At 68.7% G+C, this 21,986-nt stretch carries 18 protein-coding genes; 11 read left to right on the top strand and 7 right to left on the bottom strand.

Features of this window, described 5'->3' with window-relative positions; translation table 11 throughout:
* Positions 1-129 precede the first annotated feature (129 nt).
* The 3 genes from AC6R2M_RS08585 (at position 130) to AC6R2M_RS08575 (ending at position 4,908) form a co-directional block, all read left to right on the top strand.
* The gene (locus AC6R2M_RS08585) at positions 130-1,905 is read left to right on the top strand and encodes an N-acetylglutaminylglutamine amidotransferase (protein WP_500487397.1); all 1,776 of its coding nucleotides are present in this window, start codon (positions 130-132) and stop codon (positions 1,903-1,905) included.
* Positions 1,906-1,961: 56 nt separating this feature from the next.
* Positions 1,962-3,683 (top strand): N-acetylglutaminylglutamine synthetase, encoded by a 1,722-nt coding sequence (gene ngg, locus AC6R2M_RS08580; RefSeq protein ID WP_500487543.1) that lies wholly within the window; start codon positions 1,962-1,964, stop codon positions 3,681-3,683.
* A gap of 70 nt (positions 3,684-3,753) precedes the next feature.
* Complete coding sequence (locus AC6R2M_RS08575) at positions 3,754-4,908, top strand: osmoprotectant NAGGN system M42 family peptidase (RefSeq protein ID WP_500487395.1); 1,155 nt, start codon at positions 3,754-3,756, stop codon at positions 4,906-4,908.
* Between the two features lie 8 nt (positions 4,909-4,916).
* Here AC6R2M_RS08575 and fdhD read toward each other — a convergent pair whose 3' ends face one another.
* On the bottom strand, positions 4,917-5,726 hold the full coding sequence (gene fdhD, locus AC6R2M_RS08570) for a formate dehydrogenase accessory sulfurtransferase FdhD (RefSeq protein WP_500487393.1): 810 nt from the start codon (positions 5,724-5,726) through the stop codon (positions 4,917-4,919).
* 106 nt (positions 5,727-5,832) lie between these two features.
* Here fdhD and queF point away from each other — a divergent pair, with 106 nt between their 5' ends.
* Together queF and ribB are read left to right on the top strand one after the other, a co-directional pair.
* Positions 5,833-6,291, top strand: a complete 459-nt coding sequence (gene queF / locus AC6R2M_RS08565) for a preQ(1) synthase (RefSeq protein ID WP_500487391.1) — start codon at positions 5,833-5,835, stop codon at positions 6,289-6,291.
* A gap of 63 nt (positions 6,292-6,354) precedes the next feature.
* Complete coding sequence (gene ribB / locus AC6R2M_RS08560) at positions 6,355-7,467, top strand: 3,4-dihydroxy-2-butanone-4-phosphate synthase (protein WP_500487389.1); 1,113 nt, start codon at positions 6,355-6,357, stop codon at positions 7,465-7,467.
* 362 nt (positions 7,468-7,829) lie between these two features.
* Here the strand turns inward: ribB and AC6R2M_RS08555 are convergent, their stop codons facing one another.
* Positions 7,830-8,804, bottom strand: coding sequence for a quinone oxidoreductase family protein (locus AC6R2M_RS08555; protein WP_500487387.1), 975 nt, complete (start codon positions 8,802-8,804; stop codon positions 7,830-7,832).
* On the bottom strand, positions 8,801-9,544 hold the full coding sequence (gene pcsA, locus AC6R2M_RS08550; protein ID WP_500487385.1) for a phosphatidylcholine synthase: 744 nt from the start codon (positions 9,542-9,544) through the stop codon (positions 8,801-8,803). The genes AC6R2M_RS08555 and pcsA overlap by 4 nt, the downstream gene beginning before the upstream one ends.
* A 143-nt stretch (positions 9,545-9,687) precedes the next feature.
* On the opposite strand from pcsA, the gene AC6R2M_RS08545 reads away from it, so the two are divergent.
* Together AC6R2M_RS08545 and hspQ are read left to right on the top strand one after the other, a co-directional pair.
* On the top strand, positions 9,688-10,923 hold the full coding sequence (locus AC6R2M_RS08545; RefSeq protein ID WP_500487383.1) for a UbiH/UbiF family hydroxylase: 1,236 nt from the start codon (positions 9,688-9,690) through the stop codon (positions 10,921-10,923).
* A 32-nt stretch (positions 10,924-10,955) separates the two neighbouring features.
* Positions 10,956-11,297 carry a heat shock protein HspQ gene (gene hspQ / locus AC6R2M_RS08540; RefSeq protein ID WP_500487381.1) on the top strand — a complete coding sequence of 114 codons (342 nt, stop codon included), beginning with the start codon at positions 10,956-10,958 and terminating at the stop codon, positions 11,295-11,297.
* Between the two features lie 115 nt (positions 11,298-11,412).
* Here the strand turns inward: hspQ and AC6R2M_RS08535 are convergent, their stop codons facing one another.
* Positions 11,413-12,078 carry an invasion associated locus B family protein gene (locus AC6R2M_RS08535; RefSeq protein WP_500487379.1) on the bottom strand — a complete coding sequence of 222 codons (666 nt, stop codon included), beginning with the start codon at positions 12,076-12,078 and terminating at the stop codon, positions 11,413-11,415.
* A gap of 171 nt (positions 12,079-12,249) precedes the next feature.
* Between AC6R2M_RS08535 and AC6R2M_RS08530 the strand changes: the two genes are divergently transcribed.
* From AC6R2M_RS08530 to AC6R2M_RS08520, 3 genes are read left to right on the top strand one after another with little or no spacing between them, the layout of a single operon-like run.
* Positions 12,250-14,082 carry an extracellular solute-binding protein gene (locus tag AC6R2M_RS08530; protein WP_500487377.1) on the top strand — a complete coding sequence of 611 codons (1,833 nt, stop codon included), beginning with the start codon at positions 12,250-12,252 and terminating at the stop codon, positions 14,080-14,082.
* Between the two features lie 32 nt (positions 14,083-14,114).
* Positions 14,115-14,405: a type II toxin-antitoxin system RelE/ParE family toxin gene (locus AC6R2M_RS08525; protein ID WP_500487375.1), complete on the top strand. Its 291-nt coding sequence runs from the start codon at positions 14,115-14,117 to the stop codon at positions 14,403-14,405.
* A 1-nt stretch (position 14,406) separates the two neighbouring features.
* Positions 14,407-14,736 (top strand): addiction module antidote protein, encoded by a 330-nt coding sequence (locus AC6R2M_RS08520; protein ID WP_500487373.1) that lies wholly within the window; start codon positions 14,407-14,409, stop codon positions 14,734-14,736.
* 45 nt (positions 14,737-14,781) lie between these two features.
* On the opposite strand, the gene AC6R2M_RS08515 is transcribed toward AC6R2M_RS08520, so the two are convergent.
* The 3 genes from AC6R2M_RS08515 to AC6R2M_RS08505 form a co-directional block, all read right to left on the bottom strand.
* Positions 14,782-15,420 (bottom strand): hypothetical protein, encoded by a 639-nt coding sequence (locus AC6R2M_RS08515; protein ID WP_500487371.1) that lies wholly within the window; start codon positions 15,418-15,420, stop codon positions 14,782-14,784.
* Between the two features lie 246 nt (positions 15,421-15,666).
* Positions 15,667-19,038: a transcription-repair coupling factor gene (mfd, locus tag AC6R2M_RS08510; protein WP_500487542.1), complete on the bottom strand. Its 3,372-nt coding sequence runs from the start codon at positions 19,036-19,038 to the stop codon at positions 15,667-15,669.
* A 131-nt stretch (positions 19,039-19,169) separates the two neighbouring features.
* Complete coding sequence (locus AC6R2M_RS08505; RefSeq protein ID WP_500487369.1) at positions 19,170-19,466, bottom strand: FAD assembly factor SdhE; 297 nt, start codon at positions 19,464-19,466, stop codon at positions 19,170-19,172.
* Positions 19,467-19,884: 418 nt separating this feature from the next.
* Between AC6R2M_RS08505 and recG the strand changes: the two genes are divergently transcribed.
* The gene (gene recG / locus AC6R2M_RS08500) at positions 19,885-21,981 is read left to right on the top strand and encodes an ATP-dependent DNA helicase RecG (protein ID WP_500487367.1); all 2,097 of its coding nucleotides are present in this window, start codon (positions 19,885-19,887) and stop codon (positions 21,979-21,981) included.
* Positions 21,982-21,986: the final 5 nt, after the last annotated feature.

Raw genomic sequence — 21,986 nt, 5'->3', positions numbered from 1 at the left:
TCGCGCGCCACACCCGTCTTGGCGCAGTGCCGGCATGCGCGCGGCAAAAACTGTGCTCCCGCGTCCCGTGCCCCATATCAGCCACGACGGGCGCCGGGACCCGGACGCGATCAAGGATGGAATTGGCCCATGTGCGGAATTTGCGGTGAGATTCGTTTCGATGGACGAGCAGCGTCGCCGGAACGGCTCGATCGCATGGGCAACTGCCTGGCGCGCCGCGGTCCGGACGGCGCGGGACAGGTGGTGCGCGGAAATGTCGGCCTCGGCCATCGACGGCTGAAGATCATCGACCTGTCGGAGAAGGCGCAGCAGCCGATGGTGGACCCCGAGCTGGGTCTGACCCTCGCCTTCAACGGCTGCATCTACAATTACCCGGAGCTGCGCGAGGAGCTGATCGGCAAGGGCTACCGCTTCTTCAGCCACGGCGACACCGAGGTGATCCTCAAGGCCTACCATGCCTGGGGCAAGGACTGCGTGAAGCGGTTCAAGGGCATGTTCGCCTTCGCGATCCACGAGCGCGAGAGCGGCCGCGTGATGCTCGCCCGCGACCGCTTCGGCATCAAGCCGCTGTATCTCTCGCAGAACGACAAGCGCCTGTATCTCGCCTCCTCGCTGCAATCGATCGTCCAGACGGGCGACGTCGACACGTCGATCGACCGCGAGGCGCTGCATCACTACATGACCTTCCACGCGGTCGTGCCCGCGCCGCTGACGATCCTGAAGGGCGTGCGCAAGCTGCCGCCCGCCACCGTCCGCATGATCGAGCCGGACGGCTCCTTCAAGGACGAGGTCTACTGGAACCCCGCCTACGGGCCGCAGGCGAGCGACGAGAGCCGCTCGGCGGACGAATGGCGCGACATGGTGCTGGACTCGCTCCGCGCGGCGGTGAAGCGCCGCATGGTCGCCGACGTGCCGGTCGGCGTGCTCCTGTCCGGCGGCGTCGATTCCTCGCTCATCGTCGGGCTTCTGGCGGAGATGGGCCAGCAGGGGCTGGCGACCTTCTCAATCGGCTTCGAGGACGCCAACGGCGAGGTCGGCAACGAGTTCGTCTACTCCGACCTCATCGCCAAGCACTACGGCACGAACCACCACAAGATCTTCGTGCCCGGCTCGGAGCTGATGGAGAACCTGCCCGGCACCATCGCCGCGCAGTCCGAGCCGATGGTCTCCTACGACAATATCGGCTTCTACCTCCTCTCGCGCGAGGTCTCCAAGCACATCAAGGTCGTGCAGTCCGGCCAGGGCGCCGACGAGATCTTCGCCGGCTACCACTGGTATCCGCCGATGGCGGGCGCGGCCGATCCGGTCTCCGCCTACGCCAAGGCCTTCTTCGACCGCAGCCACGAGACGCTGGCGCGCCACCTCTCGCCCGAATGGGTCTCGAACGAGGACCACAGCCTCGAATTCGTCCGCCGGCACTTCGCGCAGGACGGGGCCGAGGACCCGGTGAACAAGGCGCTGCGGATCGACAGCCGCATCATGCTGGTCGACGATCCCGTCAAGCGCGTCGACAACATGACCATGGCCTGGGGGCTGGAGGCGCGCGTTCCCTTCCTCGACCACGAACTGGCCGAGCTCGCCGCGCGCATCCCCTCCTCCGAAATGCTGAAGCAGGGCGGCAAGGGCGTGTTGAAGGAGGTCGCCCGGCAGGTAATCCCGCACGAGGTCATCGACCGGAAGAAGGGCTACTTCCCCGTTCCGCAGCTGAAATACATCCAGGGGCCCTATCTCGACATGGTCCGCGACACGCTGACCTCGCAGGCGGCGCGCACGCGCGGGCTCTTCCGCGACGACTATCTGCGCGAGCTCTTCGACGATCCGGTCTCGCGCATCACGCCGCTCCAGGGCTCCGAACTCTGGCAGGTCGCCCTGCTCGAGATGTGGCTCCAGGGCCAGGAGCTTTAGCGGTGTCCGATCTCAAGGGACGCGGCGGCGCGGGCTACGGGCACCGGCTGAAGCGCATGCGCGACTACGGCTCCAAGAAGCCGGCGGGTCCCGACCGGGGCGCCGAGCAGCCGCAGAACGCCTCCCTCGATTGCGGGTGGGGCAAGCTCTATTTCGGCCAGACCTTCGATTCGCCCGGCCCGCTCGTGGAGGGTCTCGGGCAGGAGGGGCCGGAGCACCGGGACATCGCCTTCTACATCCGCGATCCGCACGTTCTCATCGGCAACGCGCCGCAGGAGCTCTTCCTCGACCCCTCGCACACCTACCGGCTCGACCTTTCGACCTACCGGCCGAGCCGCAGGCGCCCGCGCGGCTTCTTCGTGCGCCGCCTGTCCTCGGTCCAGGACGCCGGCGCGGTGAACACGATCTACCAGGCGCGCCGCATGGTGCCGGTGGACCCGGACTTCTTCTGGCGCAACCGCGATTCGCGCACCCTCACCTATTTCGTCGCCGAGGACGAGACGACCGGCGCCGTGCTCGGCACCGTCACCGGCGTCCATCACGGCAAGGCGTTCGGCGACCCGGAGAACGGCTCCTCGCTCTGGTGCCTCGCCATCGACGCGCAGACACCTCATCCGGCGGTGGGCGAAGCGCTGGTCCGGCGCCTTGCCGAGCATTTCCAGGCGCGCGGCTGCGCGTTCATGGATCTGTCGGTGATGCACGACAACGAGCACGCCATCGCGCTCTACGAACGGCTCGGCTTCTACCGCGTGCCCTTCTTCGCCGTGAAGCGGCGCAACCAGATCAACGAGCGCCTGTTCACCGGCGGCAGGGGGAGCAACGACGATCTCAACCCCTATGCCCGGCTGATCGTGGACGAGGCGTACCGGCGCGGCATCCATTGCGAGATCATCGACGCGGCCGGCGGCTTCTTCCGCCTGACCCACGGCGGGCGCTCGGTGCGCTGCCGCGAGAGCCTGTCCGAACTGACCTCGGCGGTCGCCATGTCGATCTGCGACGACAAGGCCGCGACGCGACGCCTCGTCTCGGAGGCCGGCGTCGTCGTGCCCGAACAAATCGTCGCGGGGGACGAGGAGGACATGGCCGCCTTCCTCGCCGAGCACGGATCGCTGGTGGTCAAGCCCGCGCGGGGCGAGCAGGGCCGCGGCATCGCTGTGGGCGTCGAGACGCTGGACGATCTGAAGACCGCCGTTTCGGTCGCCCGGGAGCAGTGCGAGAAGGTGCTGATCGAATCCTGCTTCGAAGGCGACGACCTGCGCCTGATCGTCATCGACTTCAAGCTCGTGGCCGCCGCCGTTCGACGTCCGCCGGTCGTCACCGGCGACGGCTCCTCGACCGTGCGCAAGCTCGTCGAGGCTCTGTCGCGCCGCCGATCCGCCGCGACGGGCGGCGAGAGCCGCATCCCGCTCGACGGCGAGACCGAGCGCGCGGTGCGGATCGCCGGCTACGGCATGGACGACGTTCTGCCGAAGGGCGAGAACGTCACGGTGCGCCGGACCGCCAACCTCCACACGGGCGGGACGATCCACGACGTCACCGGCATCGTGCATCCGCGCCTCGTCGAAGCGGCCATCGCGGCGGCGCGCGCGATCGACATCCCCGTCACCGGCATCGATCTGATGATCAAGGACCCGCGAAAGCCCGACTACGTGTTCATCGAGGCCAACGAGCGGCCGGGGCTCGCCAATCACGAGCCGCAGCCGACGGCCGAGCGCTTCGTCGATCTCCTCTTCCCGCTCTCCATGCCCGCCTCGGTGCGGCGCGCGCGCACCCGCTGATCCCTCGCCCCGCGCGCGGCGCTGCGTTATGTGGCGGCGACCGGACCTTTCAAAATCCCAGGAGCATGCCTTGCCCCGGCTCGCCATCGACAGTCACTATCTGACCGACCAGCTCAAGGCGCTGCTGAAGATCCCGAGCCCCACGGGCTACACGGACACGATCGTGCGGCACGTCACGCAGGAGCTGATCCGCCTCGGCCTGACTGTGGAGCTGACGCGCCGGGGCGCCATCCAGGCCGTGCGCCAGGGTTCGCGGCGGGCCTCGGCGCGCGCCATCGTCGGCCATGTCGATACGCTGGGCGCGCAGGTGAAGGCGCTGAAGGCGAACGGCCGGCTGGAGCTTGTGCCGGTCGGCCACTGGTCCGCGCGCTTCGCGGACGGCGCGCGCGCCACGATCTTCTCCGACAAGGGCTCCTATCGCGGCACCATCCTGCCGCTGAAGGCCTCCGGGCACACCTTCAACGAGGAGGTGGACACGCAGCCGGTCGGCTGGCCCTACGTGGAGCTGCGCGTCGACGCTCTGGCGCGCGACCGGGCCGAGCTGGAGCGGCTCGGCATCGAGATCGGCGACATCGTCGCGATCGACCCGCAGTCCGAGTTCCTCGACAACGGCTTCATCGTCTCGCGTCATCTGGACGACAAGGCGGGCGTCGCGGTGATGCTCGCGGCCATCGAGGCGCTGGAGCGCGAGGGCGCGCAGACGCCGGTGGACACGCACTGGCTGTTCAGCATCGCCGAGGAGGTCGGCGTCGGAGCCGCCTCGATCCTGACGCCGGACGTCGCCTCCATGGTCGCCATCGACAACGGCACGACGGCGCCGGGGCAGAACTCGTCGGAGTTCGGCGTGACCATCGCCATGGCCGACCAGTCCGGCCCCTTCGACTACCATCTGACCAAGAAGCTCGCCCGCATCTGCGCGGAAGAGGACATCCGCTACCAGAAGGACGTGTTCCGCTACTACCGCTCCGATTCGGCCTCGGCGCTGGAGGCGGGCCACGACGTGCGCACGGCGCTGATCTGCTTCGGCGTGGACGCCAGCCACGGCTGGGAGCGCATCCACGTCCACGCGCTGCGCTCGCTGGCCGAACTCGTGACCGCCTATGTGACCTCGCCGGTCGAGATCCAGCGCGACCTGAACTTCCATTCCGGCCTCGAAGGCTTCACCCGCCAGCCCCTCGCCGAGGCCGCGCAGGATCTGGCCGACGACAGCGACCCGGCCGAGTAGGCCCCGCGTCAGGCGCCGAGCGCGCCGTCCACCCGCTCCGGACGGGTGAAGATCTCGAACTCGTCGCCGCGCGCGACCGCCACGAGCGTGATGCCCGCGCCCTCGGCCGAGCGGATCGCGAGGGCGGTCGGGGCGGAGACGGCCGCGATGAGCCCCGTGCCCATCACCGCCGCCTTCTGGATCAGCTCCACCGAGACGCGGCTGGTGATCGTGAGGAAGCCTTGCGCGGCTTCGGTGCCGTTGCGCGCCAGATGGCCCGCGACCTTGTCGAGCGCGTTGTGCCGGCCGACATCCTCGCGCGTGACGACGTGCTCGCCCGCCGCCCCGTGAAAGGCGGCGGCATGGACGGCGCGCGTCTCGCGCCCCAGCCTCTGGTGCCGCGACATCGCCTCGATGGCGGCGACGATCGCGTCCGGCGAGACCGTCTTGGCGACCGTGACGAGCGGCAGTTCGCGCTGCGCCAGCTCCAGGCTCTCCACCCCGCAGAGGCCGCAGCCGACCGGCCCGGTCATCTGACGGCGGCGCGCGACATAGGTCGCGGCGCGCTCGGGCGTGAGCCAGAGGCGGGCGTCGAGACCGAGCGCGCTTTCCTCGATCTCGAAGCGCTCGATGTCCGCGACCGAGCCGACGATGCGCTCGTTCAGGGCAAGGCCGAGCGCGAGGTCCTCCACATGGTCGGGCGTCGCCATCATCACCGCATGGGTGGAGCCGTTCACGGAGATCGCGATCGCGGTCTCCTCCGGCACGCGCCGCTCGCCCGGTCGGAAGGCTCCGTCCCGGAAGAGGATCGGCTTCGTCTCGCGGGCGGTGTCGCTCATCGTCGCTCTCATGCGTCCCGAACCCTTCGTGGCCCGTCACGCCTTCTAGCACGCTTGCATTGAGGGCGCCGGGAGGTCACATGCCGGCAAACGAAGGAGCCTGCCGATGACCGACCCGACGCTCAGCCAACTCGGACGCGACGTGCGCCCCGCCGCCAGCCCCGAGGACGCGGTTCTGGAGACGGTGCCCTACACGCGCGGCGACGGTGCGCCGGCCATCGTGCGCTTCACCTGCCCCGAGTTCACCTCGCTCTGCCCGGTGACGGGCCAGCCGGACTTCGCCCATCTGGTGATCGACTATGCGCCGGACGAGCGGCTGGTCGAATCGAAGTCGCTCAAGCTCTTCCTGACCAGCTTCCGCAACCACGGCGCCTTTCACGAGGACTGCACGGTGATGGTCGGACGGCGCATCGCGGAGGCGACGAAGCCGCTGTGGCTGCGCATCGGCGGCTACTGGTATCCGCGCGGCGGCATTCCGATCGACGTGTTCTGGCAGACGGGCGAGCCGCCGGCCGGCGTCTATCTGCCCGACCAGGGCGTGCCGACCTACCGGGGTCGCGGCTGACGATTGATCGGCGCGCGGGCGCGCCGTAAGGATTTGCGGGCAGGCATCGACAGGACGGACCCCATGGAACTCGACAGGATCGAAGACGCGATCGCGGCGATCGCGGCAGGCGAACTCGTCGTCGTCGTGGACGACGCGGACCGCGAGAACGAGGGCGACCTGATCATGGCGGCGTCCAAGGCGACGCCGGAGAAGATGGCCTTCATGATCCGCCACACCAGCGGCATCCTGTGCGTGCCGATGACAGGCGAACACGCCGAGCGCCTGAACCTGCCGCCGATGGTGGCGAACAATCTCGACCCGATGCGCACCGCCTTCACCGTCTCGGTGGACTACAAGGTCGGGATGACGACGGGCATCTCCGGCGAGGAGCGCGCCAACACCGCCCGCGCGCTCGCCAACGACAACGTCGCGGCCTCCGACTTCCTGCGGCCTGGCCACATGTTCCCGCTGATCTCGCGCGAGGGCGGCGTCCTCACCCGCTCCGGCCACACCGAAGCGGGCACCGATCTCGCTCGTCTCGCCGGTCTGCCGGCGCTCGGCGTTCTGGCCGAGATCGTCAACGACGACGGTACGGTGAAGCGCCTGCCCGAGCTGATCCCCTTCGCGCGCGAGCATGGCCTCAAGATCATCTCGATCGAGGATTTGATCTCCTACCGCATCCGTCGCGAGAGCTTCGTCACCTGCGTGCGCGAGGACGAGATGGTGGTCGCCGGCATGCGCGGCCGCGTCCGCATCTACCAGACGCCCTTCGACGACATGCAGCACGTCGTCGCGATCTTCGGCGACGTGAACTATGCCGAGAAGGTGCCGACGCGCATCCACCGCGAGCAGCCCGTGGCGGACCTCTTCGGGCGCACGCGCGACAGCCGGACCTGGGTCGAGATCGCGGTGGAGAAGGTGAAGGAAGCCGGCGGGCTCGGCGTCCTCATGCTGCTGCGCACGCCGGACATCGACGCCTTCGAGACGGTGGCGGACGGTCCGGTGACGGACGGCGAGCGCCATGGAAGCGCGCGGGCGCGCACCGAGCGCTGGCGCGAGGTCGGCATCGGCGCGCAGATCCTGCGCGATCTCGGCGTCCGCTCCATCGCGGAGATCGCCACCCACGAGCGCGCCTATGTCGGCCTGTCGGGCTTCGGCATCGAAGTGGCGGGCACGATTCTCGTCGAGGACTGAGGAAAGCGGCGCGGCCGGATCGGACGCAAGGCGCGCTTCGAAGCATCGGCCCGAAAACCGGGATCGATTCTCGGAAAGCCTGATGCTTCGAATCAAGGAGATGGAGCGACCTTCGTGCGTCCGATCGGACGCACAGCGCTCCGCGAAGCCCTCATCTCGCTGCCGCGACCTTCTCCCGAGACGGGAGAAGGGGGAGGCGTATAGGCCCCGCCCGTACGACGAGCGGCCGGGCGGCTTCGGCGGTCGGACGCTTAGACGGAGCCCTGCGAAGCCCTCATCCCCTGCCGTGACCTTCTCCCGGAACGGGAGAAGGAGGAAGCTTCGGCGGCCTGCCCGTATGAAGAGAGGCCGGGCCGTTCCGGTCAGACCGTCAGGATCGAGACGCCGGTGGTGCGACGGGCTTCCAGATCCTCGTGCGCCTTGCGCGCGTCCGCCAGCGCATAGCGCTGGTTGATGCGGATCTTCACCGCGCCCGAGCGGACGACCTCGAACAGCGCGTTGGCGCTCTCCTGGAACTCCTGCTTCGTCGCCGTGTAGCCGAAGAGGCTGGGGCGGGTCGCAAAGAGCGAACCCTTGGTGTTCAGAAGCCCGAGCTCGAAATTCTCGATCGTGCCGGAGGACTGGCCGAAGGAGACGAAGAGGCCCTGCCGGCGAAGGCAGTCGAGGCTCTTCGGATAGGTGTCGCGGCCGACCGAATCGTAGACGACGTCGCATTTGGCGCCGTTCGTGATCTCCGCGACGCGGGCGACGAAATCCTCCTCGCGGTAGTTGATGGCATGGTCGCAGCCGTGCTGCAGCGCCAGCTCGCACTTCTCCTTCGATCCGGCGGTGCCGATGACGGTCGCGCCCAGATGCTTGGCCCACTGGCAGGCGATGAGGCCGACGCCCCCCGCCGCCGCGTGGAACAGGATCGTCGAGCCGGGGCCGACCTTGTAGGTCCGGCGCAGGAGATACTCGGCGGTCATGCCCTTCAGCATGATGCCGGCGGCCAGCTCCTCGTCGATCCCGTCCGGGAGCTTCGCGGTCTGGTCGGCCTTCACGACGACCTCTTCGGCGTAGGAGCCGGCGGCGTTGTTGTAGGCGACACGGTCGCCGACGGCGACGTCCTCGACGCCCTCCCCGACCGCGACCACGGTGCCCGCGCCTTCCTTGCCGGGCACGAAGGGCAGCGACGGCGCCTTGTAGGTCCCGTTTCGGAAATAGACGTCGATGAAGTTGATCCCCGCCGCCTTCTGACGGACGCGGATTTCGCCCGCGCCCGGCGCGCCCGGATCGCGCTCGGTCCATTCCATCGCGTCGGGTCCACCGACGGCGCGAACCAGCATGGCCTTGGTCAAGATACGTCTCCCTCTGCAGTCGTCGCGCGCCCGCTCATGCGGTCCCACGCCTGGAGCGCGGCGCCGATGAGGAGCAGGTAGAGCGAGGTGACGACAAGTCCCGCCGTCACCAGCCGGTTCGGCTCGAAGGCGACGACGACGGCGGCGAGCGCCAGGATGCCCCAGAGTGTCGTGATCGCGAGGTTCAGCGCACGCCACCGCTTGACCCGCACCGGGTGCAGGAACTTGATCGGCAGAAAGGTGGTGACGGCGCAGAAGAGGATAACCGCGAAGGTGGCGGCCTCCCCGGGCCGGATCGCGAACAGAGCGAAAATCACCATGTTCCACGTCACCGGAAAGCCGCGGAAGAAGTAGTCCTTCGTCTTCATGCGCGTGTCGGCGTAGTAGATCGCGCTCGTGATGACGATGAGCGCGGCCGCCACGAAGGAGAGGCCGCTGCCGACCAGTCCCGACTGATAGAGCGCGAAGGCGGGGATGAGAACGTAGGTCGCGTAGTCGATCACGACGTCGAGCGTGTCACCCGACCAGTTGGGCAGGACGCCCATCACGTCGAACTTGCGGGCCAGCGGCCCGTCGATCCCGTCCACGATCATGGCGAGGCCGAGCCACAGCCACATGGCCACGAACCGCTCCTCGGCGGCGGCCACGATGGCGAGGAAGGCGAGGAAGGCCCCGCTCGCGGTCAGCAGATGGACGCTGAAGGCGCGCCACTCTTCGGTTTTCCTGGTCACGTCGCTCATTCATGTGTTTGCGCCTCACCGATAGTATGGCGTCGATGCAGGCGTTGTCATCCGTCCGCGAACGCGTATCTCCAGGGAATTGAAATGAGATTTCCGCGAGCCGGCCAAGGACGGGGTCGGCGGATGCCGAAGGAGCTTGAAGCGTGAAACGAGAGATCGCCGTCGTGGGAGGCGGACTTGCGGGCTTCGCCGCCGCCCTGGGCTTCGCCGAGCGCGGCTTCGACACGGTGCTGCTCGCGCCGCCCGCCCCGGCCGACGCCCGCTCGACCGCGCTGATCGGGCCGTCCGTCGAGCTGATGGAGCGAATCGGCGTCTGGCCCCTCCTCGCCGCGAAGACGCAGGCGATGACGACCATGCGGATCGTCGACGACACCGGCTCCCTGTTCCGCGCGCCGACGGTGGAGTTCCGCGCGAGCGAGATCGGCCGCGACAGCCTGGGCGTGAACGTCCTGAACGCGGACCTCCTTTCCGCTCTTCGCGAGGCGGCGACGACCGTATCCGACCGGCTCGAGATCGTGGAGGACGGGGCGGCGACTCTCGACATGGACGAGGAGAGCGCCATTCTGACGACGCGCTCGGGGCAGACGATCGAGGCCGCGCTCGTGGTCGCGGCGGATGGCCGCAACTCCCTGATCCGGGCCGCGACGGGCATCGAGATGCGGACATGGGCCTATCCGCAGAGCGCCATCGTCCTGAACTTCGGCCACGAGCGCTCGCATGACGGCGTCTCGACCGAGTTCCACCGCCGGTCGGGTCCCTTCACGCAGGTGCCGATGCAGGGGCGGCGCTCCTCGCTCGTCTGGGTCGAGGAGCCGGAGATCGCCGATCTCGTCCGCGACCTCGACCGCGCCAAGCTGGGCAGCCGGATCGAGGCGAACATGCATTCGATGCTGGGCGCGATCGAGGTCGAGGATGGATTGCAGGTTTTTCCGATCTCCGGCGGCCACGCGACGAGCCTGACGGCGCCGCGCGTCGCCCTGATCGGCGAGGCGGCGCATGTCGTCCCGCCCATCGGCGCGCAGGGACTCAATCTCGGCCTTCGCGATGCGGCGGCGATCGTGGACGCGGCCGAGCGCCGCCGCGACGACCCCGGTGCGGACGAGGTGCTGCGGCGCTACGAGAGCGGCCGGCGCGTGGACATCGCGACGCGCTCGGCCGGGGTCGACCTCCTGAACCGCTCGCTGCTGACGGACTTCGCGCCGACCCGCATCGGCCGGACGCTGGGTCTCGGCGCGCTCGCCGCCTTCGGTCCCCTCCGCCGGCTGGCGATCCGCGAGGGCCTGTCGCCGGGCGGCGGTCTGCGGCACGGAATGCGGGACGCCTGGACGGGCGCGCGCCGCGATGGGGATCGAGCGTCGCACCGCAACCGGACCGCTTGATTTGCAAGGGCGTCGATGGCTATCTCAAGCCTATGGCATCCACGCATAACGTTCAGACCGCACGCTTTTCGATCGGCCAGATCGTCCGCCACCGGATCTTCCCCTTTCGCGGCGTGATCTTCGACGTCGACCCGGAGTTCGACAACACCGAGGAATGGTACATGTCCATTCCCGAGGAGGCGCGGCCGCGCAAGGACCAGCCCTTCTACCATCTCCTCGCCGAGAACGCGGAGAACGAATACGTCGCCTATGTCTCCGAGCAGAACCTCGTTCTCGACGACACCAGCGGCCCGGTTTCGCACCCGCAGGTGTCCGAACTCTTCGAGGGGCCGATCGACGGGGCCTATCGGCTGCGGGAGACCCGGCGCCACTGAAAGGCCGGCGCTCGCGCGGCTTCCGTCCGCCCGCGACACCGGCACGAACCACGCCCCTCCGACATGCGAAAGGCCGCCTCTCGGCGGCCTTTCGCATGTCGGAGGGGCGGGCCGCCTACTGCGCGGGCGCCTCGGCGCCGTCCATCGCCTGGCGCTGCGCCTCCTCGAAGCGCTGCCGGCGCGCCTCGGCCTGGCCCTGCAGCGCCTGATCGAGCTGCTGCTGGCGGGCGGCGAGCGCGTCGGGCTCCTGGCCCGGGCCGTCGAAGGCGGCCGTAAAGCCGGAAAGCGTGACGTTCACCGGGTTCTGCTGACGCTCGAAATTCGTCGTCGTGACGCGCAGCGTGGAGCCGCCCTTCATCGAGGCGACCATCGCATCGGTCAGCTCGATCTCGGCGATGCAGCGGTCCGGGAAGCAGACCGAGTAGCCGAGCGTCTGAGCGGCCTGCTGATCGACCTGCATCTGGACGCCCGCCGGAATCACGCGGCCGATCGGCACCACAGCCTGGAGAATGCGCTGGTTCACCTCGCCGGACACGTCGATGAGGTTCACGGCGGTGATGAGCTGCCGGGTCTCGGCGATCAGCGTGTACTGCGTGTTGCAGATGGTGTTCGGGCCCTGCTCGGCGCACACCTTGAACCATTCGGCGGGCAGAGCCTGCGCCTGCGCCGGGCCGGCGGGAAGCGCGGCGGCGGTCGCAACGATGAATCCGGCGGCCAGGAACGTGCGGTCGACCAATTTCGAGCGGATTGTCACGGCGGCGTTCTTCCTTTGCGCGTCCATGGGTGGGGTTCGTCCCGCTTCCCTTATCGAGCCCCGCCGTCTTGCGCAAATGCGGCTGTTTGAAGGCTCCGCCCCCTGTCCGGGGAGAAGAGACGCGGTAGGCACGCGCCGGATTCTCCGTTAGATTCCGGGCTCAACGCTCGTCGCTCGTTCCCCCGGAGCCAACCCACCATGCGGTTCATCCGTCGCACGGCGTCGCGCCGTCTCGCCGCCCTCCTCCTTCTCGCCCTCGGTGCGGCCTCGCCGGTCTTTGCCGCGCCCATGCACGGCATCGCCATGCAGGGCGAGCCGGCTCTGGCCGAGGGCTTCGATCACTTCCCCTTCGTCGACCCGGACGCGCCGCAGGGCGGGCGGATGGTCTACGGCGTGGCGGGCGACTTCGAGAACGTCAATCCGATCATCGTGCAGGGCGCGGCCTCCACGGCGCGCGGCATGTTCTTCGATCCCGAATTCGGCAACCTGGTCTTCGAGTCGCTGATGTTCCGCTCGCCCGACGAGCCCTTCACGCTCTACGGGCTCCTGGCCGAGAGCGTGGAGACGGACGAGGAGCGGACCTTCGTCGAGTTCACGCTGAACCCCGACGCGCGCTTCTCCGACGGGCGCCCGGTGCGCGTCGAGGACGTGATCTTCACCACCGACATGATGAAGCAGCCGGGCATCGTGCGGCCGCAATACACGGCCTGGCTTGCCCGCGTGGACCGCATCGAGAAGGTCGGCAGCCACGGCGTTCGCTTCACCTTCAACGAGCGCGCGGACCGCGAGACGCCGCTGCTCCTCGCGGGCCTGCCGGTCCTGCCCGAGCACGATTACGACCGCGAGACCTTCGGCCGCACGACGCTGCGTCCGCTCGTCGGCTCGGGCCCCTACGTCATCGCCGAGGTGCAGGCCGGCCAGCGCATCATGTACCGCAAGGACCCGGACTACTGGGCGCGCGACCTGCCCGTGAAGCGCGGGCTCGACAATTACGACGAGATCGTCGTGGAGTATTTCCGCGACACGAACGCCCAGTTCGAGGCTTTCAAGCGCGGGCTCTTCCACATCTACCAGGAGCGGAACCCGACCCAATGGGCGGTCGGCTACGACTTTCCGGCCGCGCAGAACGGCGACGTGATCAAGGAGACGTTCCCGACGGGCCGCTCGGCCAACATGACGGCCTTCTTCTTCAACACGCGCCGGCCGGTCTTTGCGGATGTGCGCGTGCGCGAGGCGGTCGCCAGCCTCTTCGACTTCGAATGGGCGAACGCCAATCTCCACCACGGCACCTATACGCGCACCGTCTCCTTCTTCGACAATTCCGAGCTGTCCTCGGTCGGCCGCCCGGCTTCGGAGGAGGAGCGCGCGTTCCTGGCGCGCTTCCCCGACGCGGTGACGCCGGAGGCGATGGAGGGCGAGCAGCGACCGCCGGTGACGGACGGCTCGGGCAGCGACCGAAACGTGCTCCGCGACGCGGTGGCGACGCTGCGCGACGCCGGCTACTCGCTTCAGGGCCGCACCATGACCGGACCGGACGGGCGCCCGCTCGCCTTCGAGATCGTGGTGCAGACCAACGAGCAGCAGCGGACCGCCCTCGCCTATTCCCGGACGCTGGCCCGGATCGGCATCGACGCCTCCGTGCGCCTCGTCGACGACTCGCAGTATCAGAAGCGCCGATCCGAGTTCGACTACGACATGATCCTCTCGGCGCTGACGGGCTCGCTGTCGCCCGGCGCCGAGCAGGTGAACCGGTGGGGCTCGGCCTCGCGCGACGCCGGGGGGTCCTTCAACTTCGCTGGGACCGCCGACCCGGCCATCGACGCGGCGATCGACTGGATGGTGCGGGCGCGCTCGCGCGAGGAGTTCGTCGCGGCGGTTCGCGCCTACGACCGGATCCTGCTTTCGGGACACTATGTCGTGCCGCTCTACCACGTCGCCGATCTGTGGCTGGCGCGCTGGCACTTCATCCGGCATCCGGAGACCAGCCCGCTGACGGGCTACTACCTGCCGAGCTTCTGGCGACAGGATTGATTGCGATCATTATGTGAACTACAGTTCACAGAGTGATCGAGGTTCGCCAAACCCGGCGGTTCGTGGAATGGCTTTCGGCGCTCCGCGACCTCGAAGCGCGCGCACGGATCGTCGCCCGCATCCGTCGCCTCGAACTCGGCAATCCCGGCGATTCCAAATCGGTCGGTGAAGGCGTCGTCGAGATGCGGATCGCGTACGGCCCCGGCTACCGCGTGTACTTCACCCGGCAGGGCCAGACGGTGGTGATCCTTCTGTGCGGCGGAGACAAATCCTCGCAGCGCCGGGACATCGCGGCCGCGCATCGGATGATGAAGGAGCTTTGAAATGGCGCTTTCGACCAGCAAGTTCGACATCCAGAACCATCTGAAGACACCGGAAGAGCGCGCGGCCTATCTGCAGGCCGCTTTCGAGGAAGGCGACGCGTCCTTCATCACGCACGCATTGAACGATGTGGCCCGCTCCATCGGAATGGCCAAGGTCGCGGAAGCCGCGGGGATCACGCGCGAAGGCCTCTACAGGGCGCTCGGCGAAAAGGGCGATCCGAAGCTTTCCACGCTGGTCGGGGTGATGAAGGCGATCGGCGTGCGGATGACGACCGAGGCGGCAGTCGAGCAACGATCTGCCGAGCAGATTGAATTCGAGGAAGCCGGATGAGGCTTCATCCCTCTCCCCCTCGGGGAGAGGGAGCGGGCGGGTAAGTTAACGCGGCTCGGACACGATCGCGCGCCACTCCGCTTCGTGGCTGCCGTCGAAATTCGCCATGCCCGGCCGGGTCAGCCAGCCTTTCGGCTCCGCGAAGCTGGAGATGCCCTCGCGCGGCCGGTTCTCGCGCCATGTGAGGTTGAAGGCGAAGTATCGCGGGAAGAACTCCATCTGCGAATAGGGCAGATGGTCGTGGACCCACCAGGCGAGCCTCTGCCAGTCGCCCGGCGCCTGGAAGCGGTCCCAGACGCTCGGCACCACCACGCAGGCCGTCGCGCCCATGTTGCCGGCCCCGTCCCGCCGGTCCCAGATGTGACCCGCGTAACTCGCCTCGTTGCGCGCGCAATTGTAGCCAGCGCGGCCCGCCCTCTGCGCCTCGTTGCCGAAGCCGTTCACCTCAGCCGAGCGGAAGGACGAACGGACCGCGATGCGCCCGAAGGTGTCCTGCAGCGGCTCCAGCAGTTCCTCGCAAAGGCGCGTGCCCGCCGCGATGGCGAGGTCCGGGTCGTCGGGAACGTTCAGGAGCCCGTGGACCGTTGCGATCTCCGAATGAAGGAAATCGCGCATGAAGAAGGTCTTCGAGAGCCGCACGCGCCCGAACTCGGTGAGGGTCTGGACGGAGGTCGGCTTTCGCATGGGCTCGGCTCCAAGCGCCCAGCGCGATGGTTGGGGGTGGCGGACGCATCCGAAGAGTACGCCATTCCTCTCCCGGAACGGGAGAGGGTGGCGCGAAGCGCCGGGTGAGGGCCTCACAGAGCGCTACGCATCGGTCTTTCTGGACGAGGCTCCTGTTGGTCCAGGCGACGCCGCCCGTCATGCCCTCATCCGCCTGCCGGCATCTTCTCCCCTCGGGGAGAAGGACGCGGTTTCAACGCTCGCGAATCAGGCCGCTTTCTTCTCCGCCTCTCCGGCGAAGCGGGCGAGCTGCGTCGCGATGGTCGCCGCGCCGTTCAGGCGCGTCTCGGGCTTGGGCCAGTCGCGCATGAAGACGATCGACTGGTCGGGCCGGATCTTCGCCGCCGCGCCCTGTTCCCCGATATAGCGGACGAGCGCCGCCGGGTTGGAGAAGGTCTTCTCGCGGAACTGGACGACGAGGCCCTTCGGCCCGGCATCGAGCTTCTCGATATTGGCCTTGCGGCACAGCGCCTTGATGAAGACGACCTTGAGCAGGTGCTCGACCTCCGGCGGCATGGGGCCGAAGCGGTCGATCAGCTCGGCGCCGAAGGCGTCGATCTCGCGCGCGTCGTCGAGATCGGCGAGGCGCCGGTACAGCGTCATGCGCAGCTGCAGGTCGGGGACGTAGCCTTCGGGGATCATCACGGCGGTGCCGAGCGTGATCTGCGGCGACCACGCGCCGGAGGAATCGGGCTCGGTGCCCTTCATCTCGGCCACGGCCTCCTCCAGCATCTGCTGGTAGAGCTCGAAGCCGACCTCCTTCACGTGACCCGACTGCTCGTCGCCGAGGATGTTGCCGGCGCCGCGCTGGTCGAGATCGTGCGAGGCGAGCTGGAAGCCCGCGCCCAACGTGTCCAGCGACTGCAGAACCTTGAGGCGCCGGTCGGCGCCCGCCGTCGGCGTCTTGTTGGCCGGGATCGTCATCAGCGCGTAGGCGCGCTGCTTGGAGCGGCCGACGCGCCCGCGCAGCTGGTAGAGCTGGGCGAGGCCGAACATGTCCGCCCGGTGGACGATCATCGTGTTGGCCGAAGGGATGTCGAGGCCCGATTCCACGATGGTGGTGGAGAGGAGCACGTCGTACTGGCCCTCGTAGAAGGCGTTCATGATGTCGTCGAGTTCGCCCGCCGGCATCTGGCCGTGCGCGACCGCGACCTTCAGCTCGGGCACCTCGCGGTCGAGGAAGTCCTTGATGCCCGCGAGGTCCGACAGGCGGGGCGCGACGTAGAAGCTCTGCCCGCCGCGATAGCGCTCGCGCAGCAGCGTCTCGCGCACGACCAGGGGGTCGAACGGGGCAACGAAGGTGCGCACGGCCATGCGGTCCACGGGCGCCGTGGTGATGAGCGAGAGCTCCCGCACGCCGGTCAGAGCCAGTTGCAGCGTGCGCGGGATCGGCGTCGCGGACAGGGTCAGGACGTGGATGTCCGACTTCAGCTCCTTCAGCCGCTCCTTGTGCTTGACGCCGAAATGCTGCTCCTCGTCGATGATGAGGAGGCCGAGATTCTTGAAATCGACGCTCTTGCCCAGAAGCGCGTGCGTGCCGACGACGATGTCGACCTGCCCTTCCTTGAGCCCCTTCTTGGTCGCGTTCAGCTCCTTGGCCGTGACCAGCCGGGACGCCTGCGCCAGATTCAGCGGCAGACCGTGGAAGCGCTCGGAGAAGGTCTTGAAGTGCTGGCGCGCCAGAAGCGTGGTCGGCACCACGACGGCGACCTGGAGCCCGTTCATGGCCGCGACGAAGGCCGCGCGCAGCGCCACCTCGGTCTTGCCGAAGCCGACGTCGCCGCAGACGAGCCGGTCCATCGGCTTGCCCTCGCCGAGATCGTCCACCACCGCGTCGATGGCGTTCTGCTGGTCCTCGGTCTCCTCGTAGGGGAAGCGGGCCTGGAACTCGCCCCACAGCCCGTCCGGCGGCAGAAGGCGCGGCGCGCCGCGCATCTCGCGCTCGGCGGCGATGCGGATGAGCTCGCCGGCTATGTCGAGAAGGCGCTTCTTGAGCTTGGCCTTGCGCGCCTGCCAGGCGCCGCCGCCGAGCTTGTCGAGGCTCGCCTCGGTCCCCTCGCCGCCGTAGCGCGACAGAAGCTCGATGTTCTCGACCGGCAGGAACAGGCGGTCGCCGCCCGCATAGGCGAGTTCGAGGCAGTCGTGCGGCGCGCCCGCCGCCTCGATGGTGCGAAGGCCGACGAAGCGCGCGATGCCGTGATCGACGTGGACGACGACGTCGCCCTCGTCGAGACCGGAGACCTCGGCGATGAAGTCCGAGCCCCGGCGCTTGCGCCGCCCGCGCCGCACGAGGCGGTCGCCGAGAATGTCCTGTTCGCCGACGATCGCGACGCGGTCGGTCTCGAAGCCCTGCTCGATGCCGAGAACCGCCATGGCGACGGTGTTGCGCCCGACCTCCAGCGCGCGGGCGTAGGACTCGACATCCTTGATGTTGCCGAGCCCGTGCTCCTCGATCACCTGCCGCAGCCGGTCGCGCGAGCCTTCGGTCCAGGCGGCCAGCACCACCTGCTTGCCGCCGGCCCGCAGGTTCGAGATGTGATCGACGGCGGCCTTGAAGACGTTCACGTCTCCGGCCTGCCGCTCGGCGGCGAAGTCGCGCCCCTTGTGCACGTCGAGATTGATCGTCTCGGTGAGCCCGCCGGCATCCGTCAGCGCGTAGGCCGAAAGGCGGATCGGGTCGGCCGAGGCGAGGAGACCGTTCAGCTCGTCCTCGGAAAGATAGAGGTCGTCCGGCTGGAGCGGGTTGTAGGGCACCGCCTCGGCGCTCTGTTCGGCCGTGTTGCGCCGACGCGCCTCGTAATAGTCGCCGATCAGCTTGCGCCGCTCGCCCACCGCCTCGCTCACCAGATGGTCGAGGACCACCGGGAAGCCGTGCACGTGATCGAAGAGCGTCTCCGTCGTCTCGTAGAAGAGCGGCAGCCAGTGCTCCATGCCGGCGAAGCGGCGCCCCTCGGAGATCGAGACGTAGAGCGCGTCGTTGCGGGACGGGGCGCCGAAGCGCTTCACGTAATTGGTGCGGAAGCGCGAGATCGTCTCGTCCTTCAGCGTCACCTCGGAGACCGGGGTCAGCTCGAAGCTCTTCCGGTTGCCGGTCGTGCGCTGCGTCGCCGGATCGAAGGCGCGGATCGATTCCAGCGTGTCACCGAAGAAGTCGAGCCGCACCGGCTCCTCCTCGCCCGGCGCGAAGAGATCGAGGATGCCGCCGCGAACGGCGTATTCGCCGCGCTCGCGCACCGTCGTCACCCGCTCGAAGCCGCCCCGCGCCAGCACCTGGACGATGTGGTCCATGGAGATGCGGCCGCTTGCCCTGGCCGAGATCGTCTCCTCGGCCAGCACCTGCGCGGGCGGCAGGCGCTGCAGCATGGCGTTGGCCGTGGTGAGGACGATCGCGCGGTGCGGCTCGGCCTTCAGGCTGGCGATGGCGGCGAGCGCCGACAGACGGCGCGCGGCGGCCTCGGAGGACGGTCCGACGCGGTCGTAGGGCAGGCAGTCCCAGGCGGGCAGCGTCAGAACCGGGGTGTCGGGTGCCGCGAAGCGCAGCGCGTCCTCCAGCTCGCCCATGCGGTTGCCGTCGCGCATGACGAAGACGATCGGGCGCTTGGCCCCCCGCTCGCGCGCGATCTCGGCCAGAAGGAACGCCTCGTAGCCCGGCAGGACGTTGCCGATGCGCAGGGAGCCGCCGCGCGACAGCGCCTTCTTCAGATCCCTGCTCAACGGTCCTCTCCGGCGGTCTTCTCGTGGAAGGCCAGAACCTTGCGGAACAGCGGCGTGTCGTAGTTGGCCGGGGTCTCGGCGACGCCCGTCATCCAGGCGAAGACGTCCTTGTCCTGCGCCTCCATCAGGCGCTCGAAGTCGGTCAGCTCCTCGTCGGTGAGGTCCGCGATCTCAGCGTCCGCGAAGCGGCCGAGCAGCAGATCCATCTCCCGCGTGCCGCGATGCCACGAATGGTAGAGCGCCTTACGCCGGCGAGGGTCGAGGTCGGTCGAGGAGCGCGTCAGGCCGCCCATGGGCTCACATCCGGATCGTCGACAAGGGTCCGCAAACGGAAACGCGGCGCGGAGCCCCTTGCCGGCCCCACGCGCGCTTGAGGCCGATATAGTTCGCCGCCGCTCCACTGTCAGCCTTGCGCCGCGCGCCTGTGACGATAAACGCTTCCCAGGGTGCGTCCCCATAAGCAGGAACGAAATGGCGCGAGGTCCGGCGATGGGATGCAAGGAGAACCGCGACGAACGGGCTGATGCCCGGTCGAGCGGTTGGACGCGGCAGGTCGAAGCCGGGACCGCGTCCCTTCGGGATCGGGCGCTCCGGGCCGGCAACTTTGTCGCGAAAGCTCGAAAATGCCCGCATTTCCTTCGCTTTAGCTCCTCGTATCCGGCCCGGATCGTCCCGACCATTCCGGTCCCTGCTTATGGGGACGCACCCTAGATGCGCCCGTCCGTTCTCGATCCTCTCTTCGCGCCGGTGACCGGCCTTCCCGGCGTCGGCCCGAAGGTCGCCGAGCATCTGCAGACGCTGCTCGTGCCGGCGGGTGCGCCGGTGCGCGTGCGCGACCTTCTCTTCCATCTGCCCTCCGGGATCGTCGATCGCCGCCGCCGCGCCGAGATCGCCACCGCCCCGGAGGGCACGCTCGTCACGCTGCAGCTGCGCATCGACCGGCACCAGCCGGGCGCGACGAAGGCGCAGCCGGCGCGCGTCCTCGCCCATGACGAGACGGGCGAGATCGCCCTCACCTATTTCCGGGCGCAGGCGAAATGGCTGGAAAGCCTCCTGCCGGTCGGCGAGGAGATGGTCGTCTCCGGCAAGGTCGAATGGTTCAACGGCCGCCCGCAGATGGTGCATCCCGAATTCGTGGCCAAGCTCGCCGAGGCGGCGGATCTGCCGCTGGTCGAGCCGGTCTATCCGCTGACCGCCGGACTTTCGCCCAAGGTGCTGCGCCGGTCGATCGCGGGCGCTCTCGACGCGCTTCCCCTCCTGCCGGACTGGATGGAGCCGAGCGTCGCGGCGAAGGAGAAGTTCCCATCGGTCGGGGACGCTCTCGCGCGCCTCCACAACCCGGCCGATCCGCTCGACCTCGACTTCAAGAACCCGGCCTATCGGCGTCTGGCCTATGACGAATTCCTGGCCAGCCAGCTGGCGCTCGCCTTGTCGCGGCAGAAGATCAAGAAGGCCGCCGGGCGACCGCTCACGGGCGACGGCTCGCGGACCGAGGCCGTGCGCGCGGCGCTGCCCTTCGCGCTGACCGAGGGTCAGGAGAAGGCCGTCGCCGAAATCCATGCCGACATGGAAGATGCGGATCGGATGCTCCGGCTCCTGCAGGGCGATGTCGGCGCCGGGAAGACCGTGGTGGCGCTGATGGCGATGGCGCGCGCCGCCGAGGCCGGCGCTCAGTCCGCACTTCTCGCACCAACGGAAATTCTCGCGCGCCAACATTGCGCGGGGCTGGAGAAATGGGCGGCGAAAGCAGGGCTTTCCGTCGTTCTTCTCACCGGGCGCGACAACGGGCGGGCGCGCGACGCCAAGCTGGCCGCGATCCGGGACGGAACCGTCGATATCGTCGTCGGAACCCACGCGCTGTTCCAGGAAGACGTCGCCTATCGCAACCTCGGTCTCGTGGTGGTGGACGAGCAGCACCGCTTCGGCGTGCATCAGCGCCTGTCGCTGACGAGGAAGGGCCGCGCGCCCGACCTTCTGGTGATGACCGCGACGCCGATCCCGCGAACGCTCGTGCTCGCCGCCTTCGGCGACATGGACGTCTCGCGCCTGGAGGGAAAACCGGCCGGGCGCAAGCCCATCGCGACCGTCGCCGTGCCGATGGATCGCATGGGCGAGATCGTGGAGCGCGCGCGGCGCGCGATCGAGGCCGGCGACAAGCTCTACTGGGTCTGTCCGCTGGTCGAGGAGTCGGAGAAGAGCGACCTGACGGCGGCCGAGGAGCGCTTCGAGCAGCTGCGGATGTCGCTCGGAAACGTCGTCGGGCTCGTCCACGGCCGGATGAGCGGCGAGGAGAAGGACGCCGCGATGGCGGCCTTCAAGTCGGGCGCGACCCGCCTGATCGTCGCGACCACCGTCATCGAGGTCGGCGTGGACGTGCCGGACGCCTCGATCATCGTGATCGAGCATGCCGAGCGCTTCGGCCTGTCGCAGCTCCACCAGCTTCGCGGACGCGTCGGGCGGGGCTCCAAGGCCTCCTCCTGCGTCCTTCTCTACCGCGCGCCGCTGGGCGAGACCGCGCGGCGCCGCCTGGAGGTCATCCGGGAGACCGAGGACGGCTTCGTGATCGCTGAGGAGGACCTGAAACTGCGCGGCGAAGGCGACCTTCTCGGCACGCGCCAGTCCGGCATGCAGGCCTTCCGGATCGGGCGGCTGGAGGAGCATGCCGACATCATGGAAACGGCGCGCGACGACGCCCGCCTGATCCTGACGCGCGATCCCGAGCTGAAATCCGAGCGCGGGCAGGCGCTGCGCGTTCTCCTCTACCTGTTCGGCAAGGACGAGTCGGTCCGGTTGCTGCGCTCCGGATGACGGCC

This window comes from Aureimonas sp. CAS, from assembly GCF_059838215.1.
This window is presented reverse-complemented; position numbering and strand designations above follow the sequence as displayed.

What these genes read in the sequence shown, in the direction of transcription:
- AC6R2M_RS08530 (WP_500487377.1), top strand. Translation starts at nt 12,250, where the DNA reads ATGCGGTTCATCCGTCGCACGGCGTCGCGCCGTCTCGCCGCCCTCCTC.
- pcsA (WP_500487385.1), bottom strand. Translation starts at nt 9,544, where the DNA reads ATGAGCGACGTGACCAGGAAAACCGAAGAGTGGCGCGCCTTCAGCGTC.
- fdhD (WP_500487393.1), bottom strand. Translation starts at nt 5,726, where the DNA reads ATGAGCGACACCGCCCGCGAGACGAAGCCGATCCTCTTCCGGGACGGA.
- queF (WP_500487391.1), top strand. Translation starts at nt 5,833, where the DNA reads ATGACCGACCCGACGCTCAGCCAACTCGGACGCGACGTGCGCCCCGCC.
- AC6R2M_RS08515 (WP_500487371.1), bottom strand. Translation starts at nt 15,420, where the DNA reads ATGCGAAAGCCGACCTCCGTCCAGACCCTCACCGAGTTCGGGCGCGTG.
- ngg (WP_500487543.1), top strand. Translation starts at nt 1,962, where the DNA reads ATGCGCGACTACGGCTCCAAGAAGCCGGCGGGTCCCGACCGGGGCGCC.
- AC6R2M_RS08505 (WP_500487369.1), bottom strand. Translation starts at nt 19,466, where the DNA reads ATGGGCGGCCTGACGCGCTCCTCGACCGACCTCGACCCTCGCCGGCGT.
- AC6R2M_RS08520 (WP_500487373.1), top strand. Translation starts at nt 14,407, where the DNA reads ATGGCGCTTTCGACCAGCAAGTTCGACATCCAGAACCATCTGAAGACA.
- hspQ (WP_500487381.1), top strand. Translation starts at nt 10,956, where the DNA reads ATGGCATCCACGCATAACGTTCAGACCGCACGCTTTTCGATCGGCCAG.
- AC6R2M_RS08535 (WP_500487379.1), bottom strand. Translation starts at nt 12,078, where the DNA reads ATGGACGCGCAAAGGAAGAACGCCGCCGTGACAATCCGCTCGAAATTG.
- AC6R2M_RS08585 (WP_500487397.1), top strand. Translation starts at nt 130, where the DNA reads ATGTGCGGAATTTGCGGTGAGATTCGTTTCGATGGACGAGCAGCGTCG.
- ribB (WP_500487389.1), top strand. Translation starts at nt 6,355, where the DNA reads ATGGAACTCGACAGGATCGAAGACGCGATCGCGGCGATCGCGGCAGGC.
- mfd (WP_500487542.1), bottom strand. Translation starts at nt 19,038, where the DNA reads ATGCGCGACGGCAACCGCATGGGCGAGCTGGAGGACGCGCTGCGCTTC.
- recG (WP_500487367.1), top strand. Translation starts at nt 19,885, where the DNA reads ATGCGCCCGTCCGTTCTCGATCCTCTCTTCGCGCCGGTGACCGGCCTT.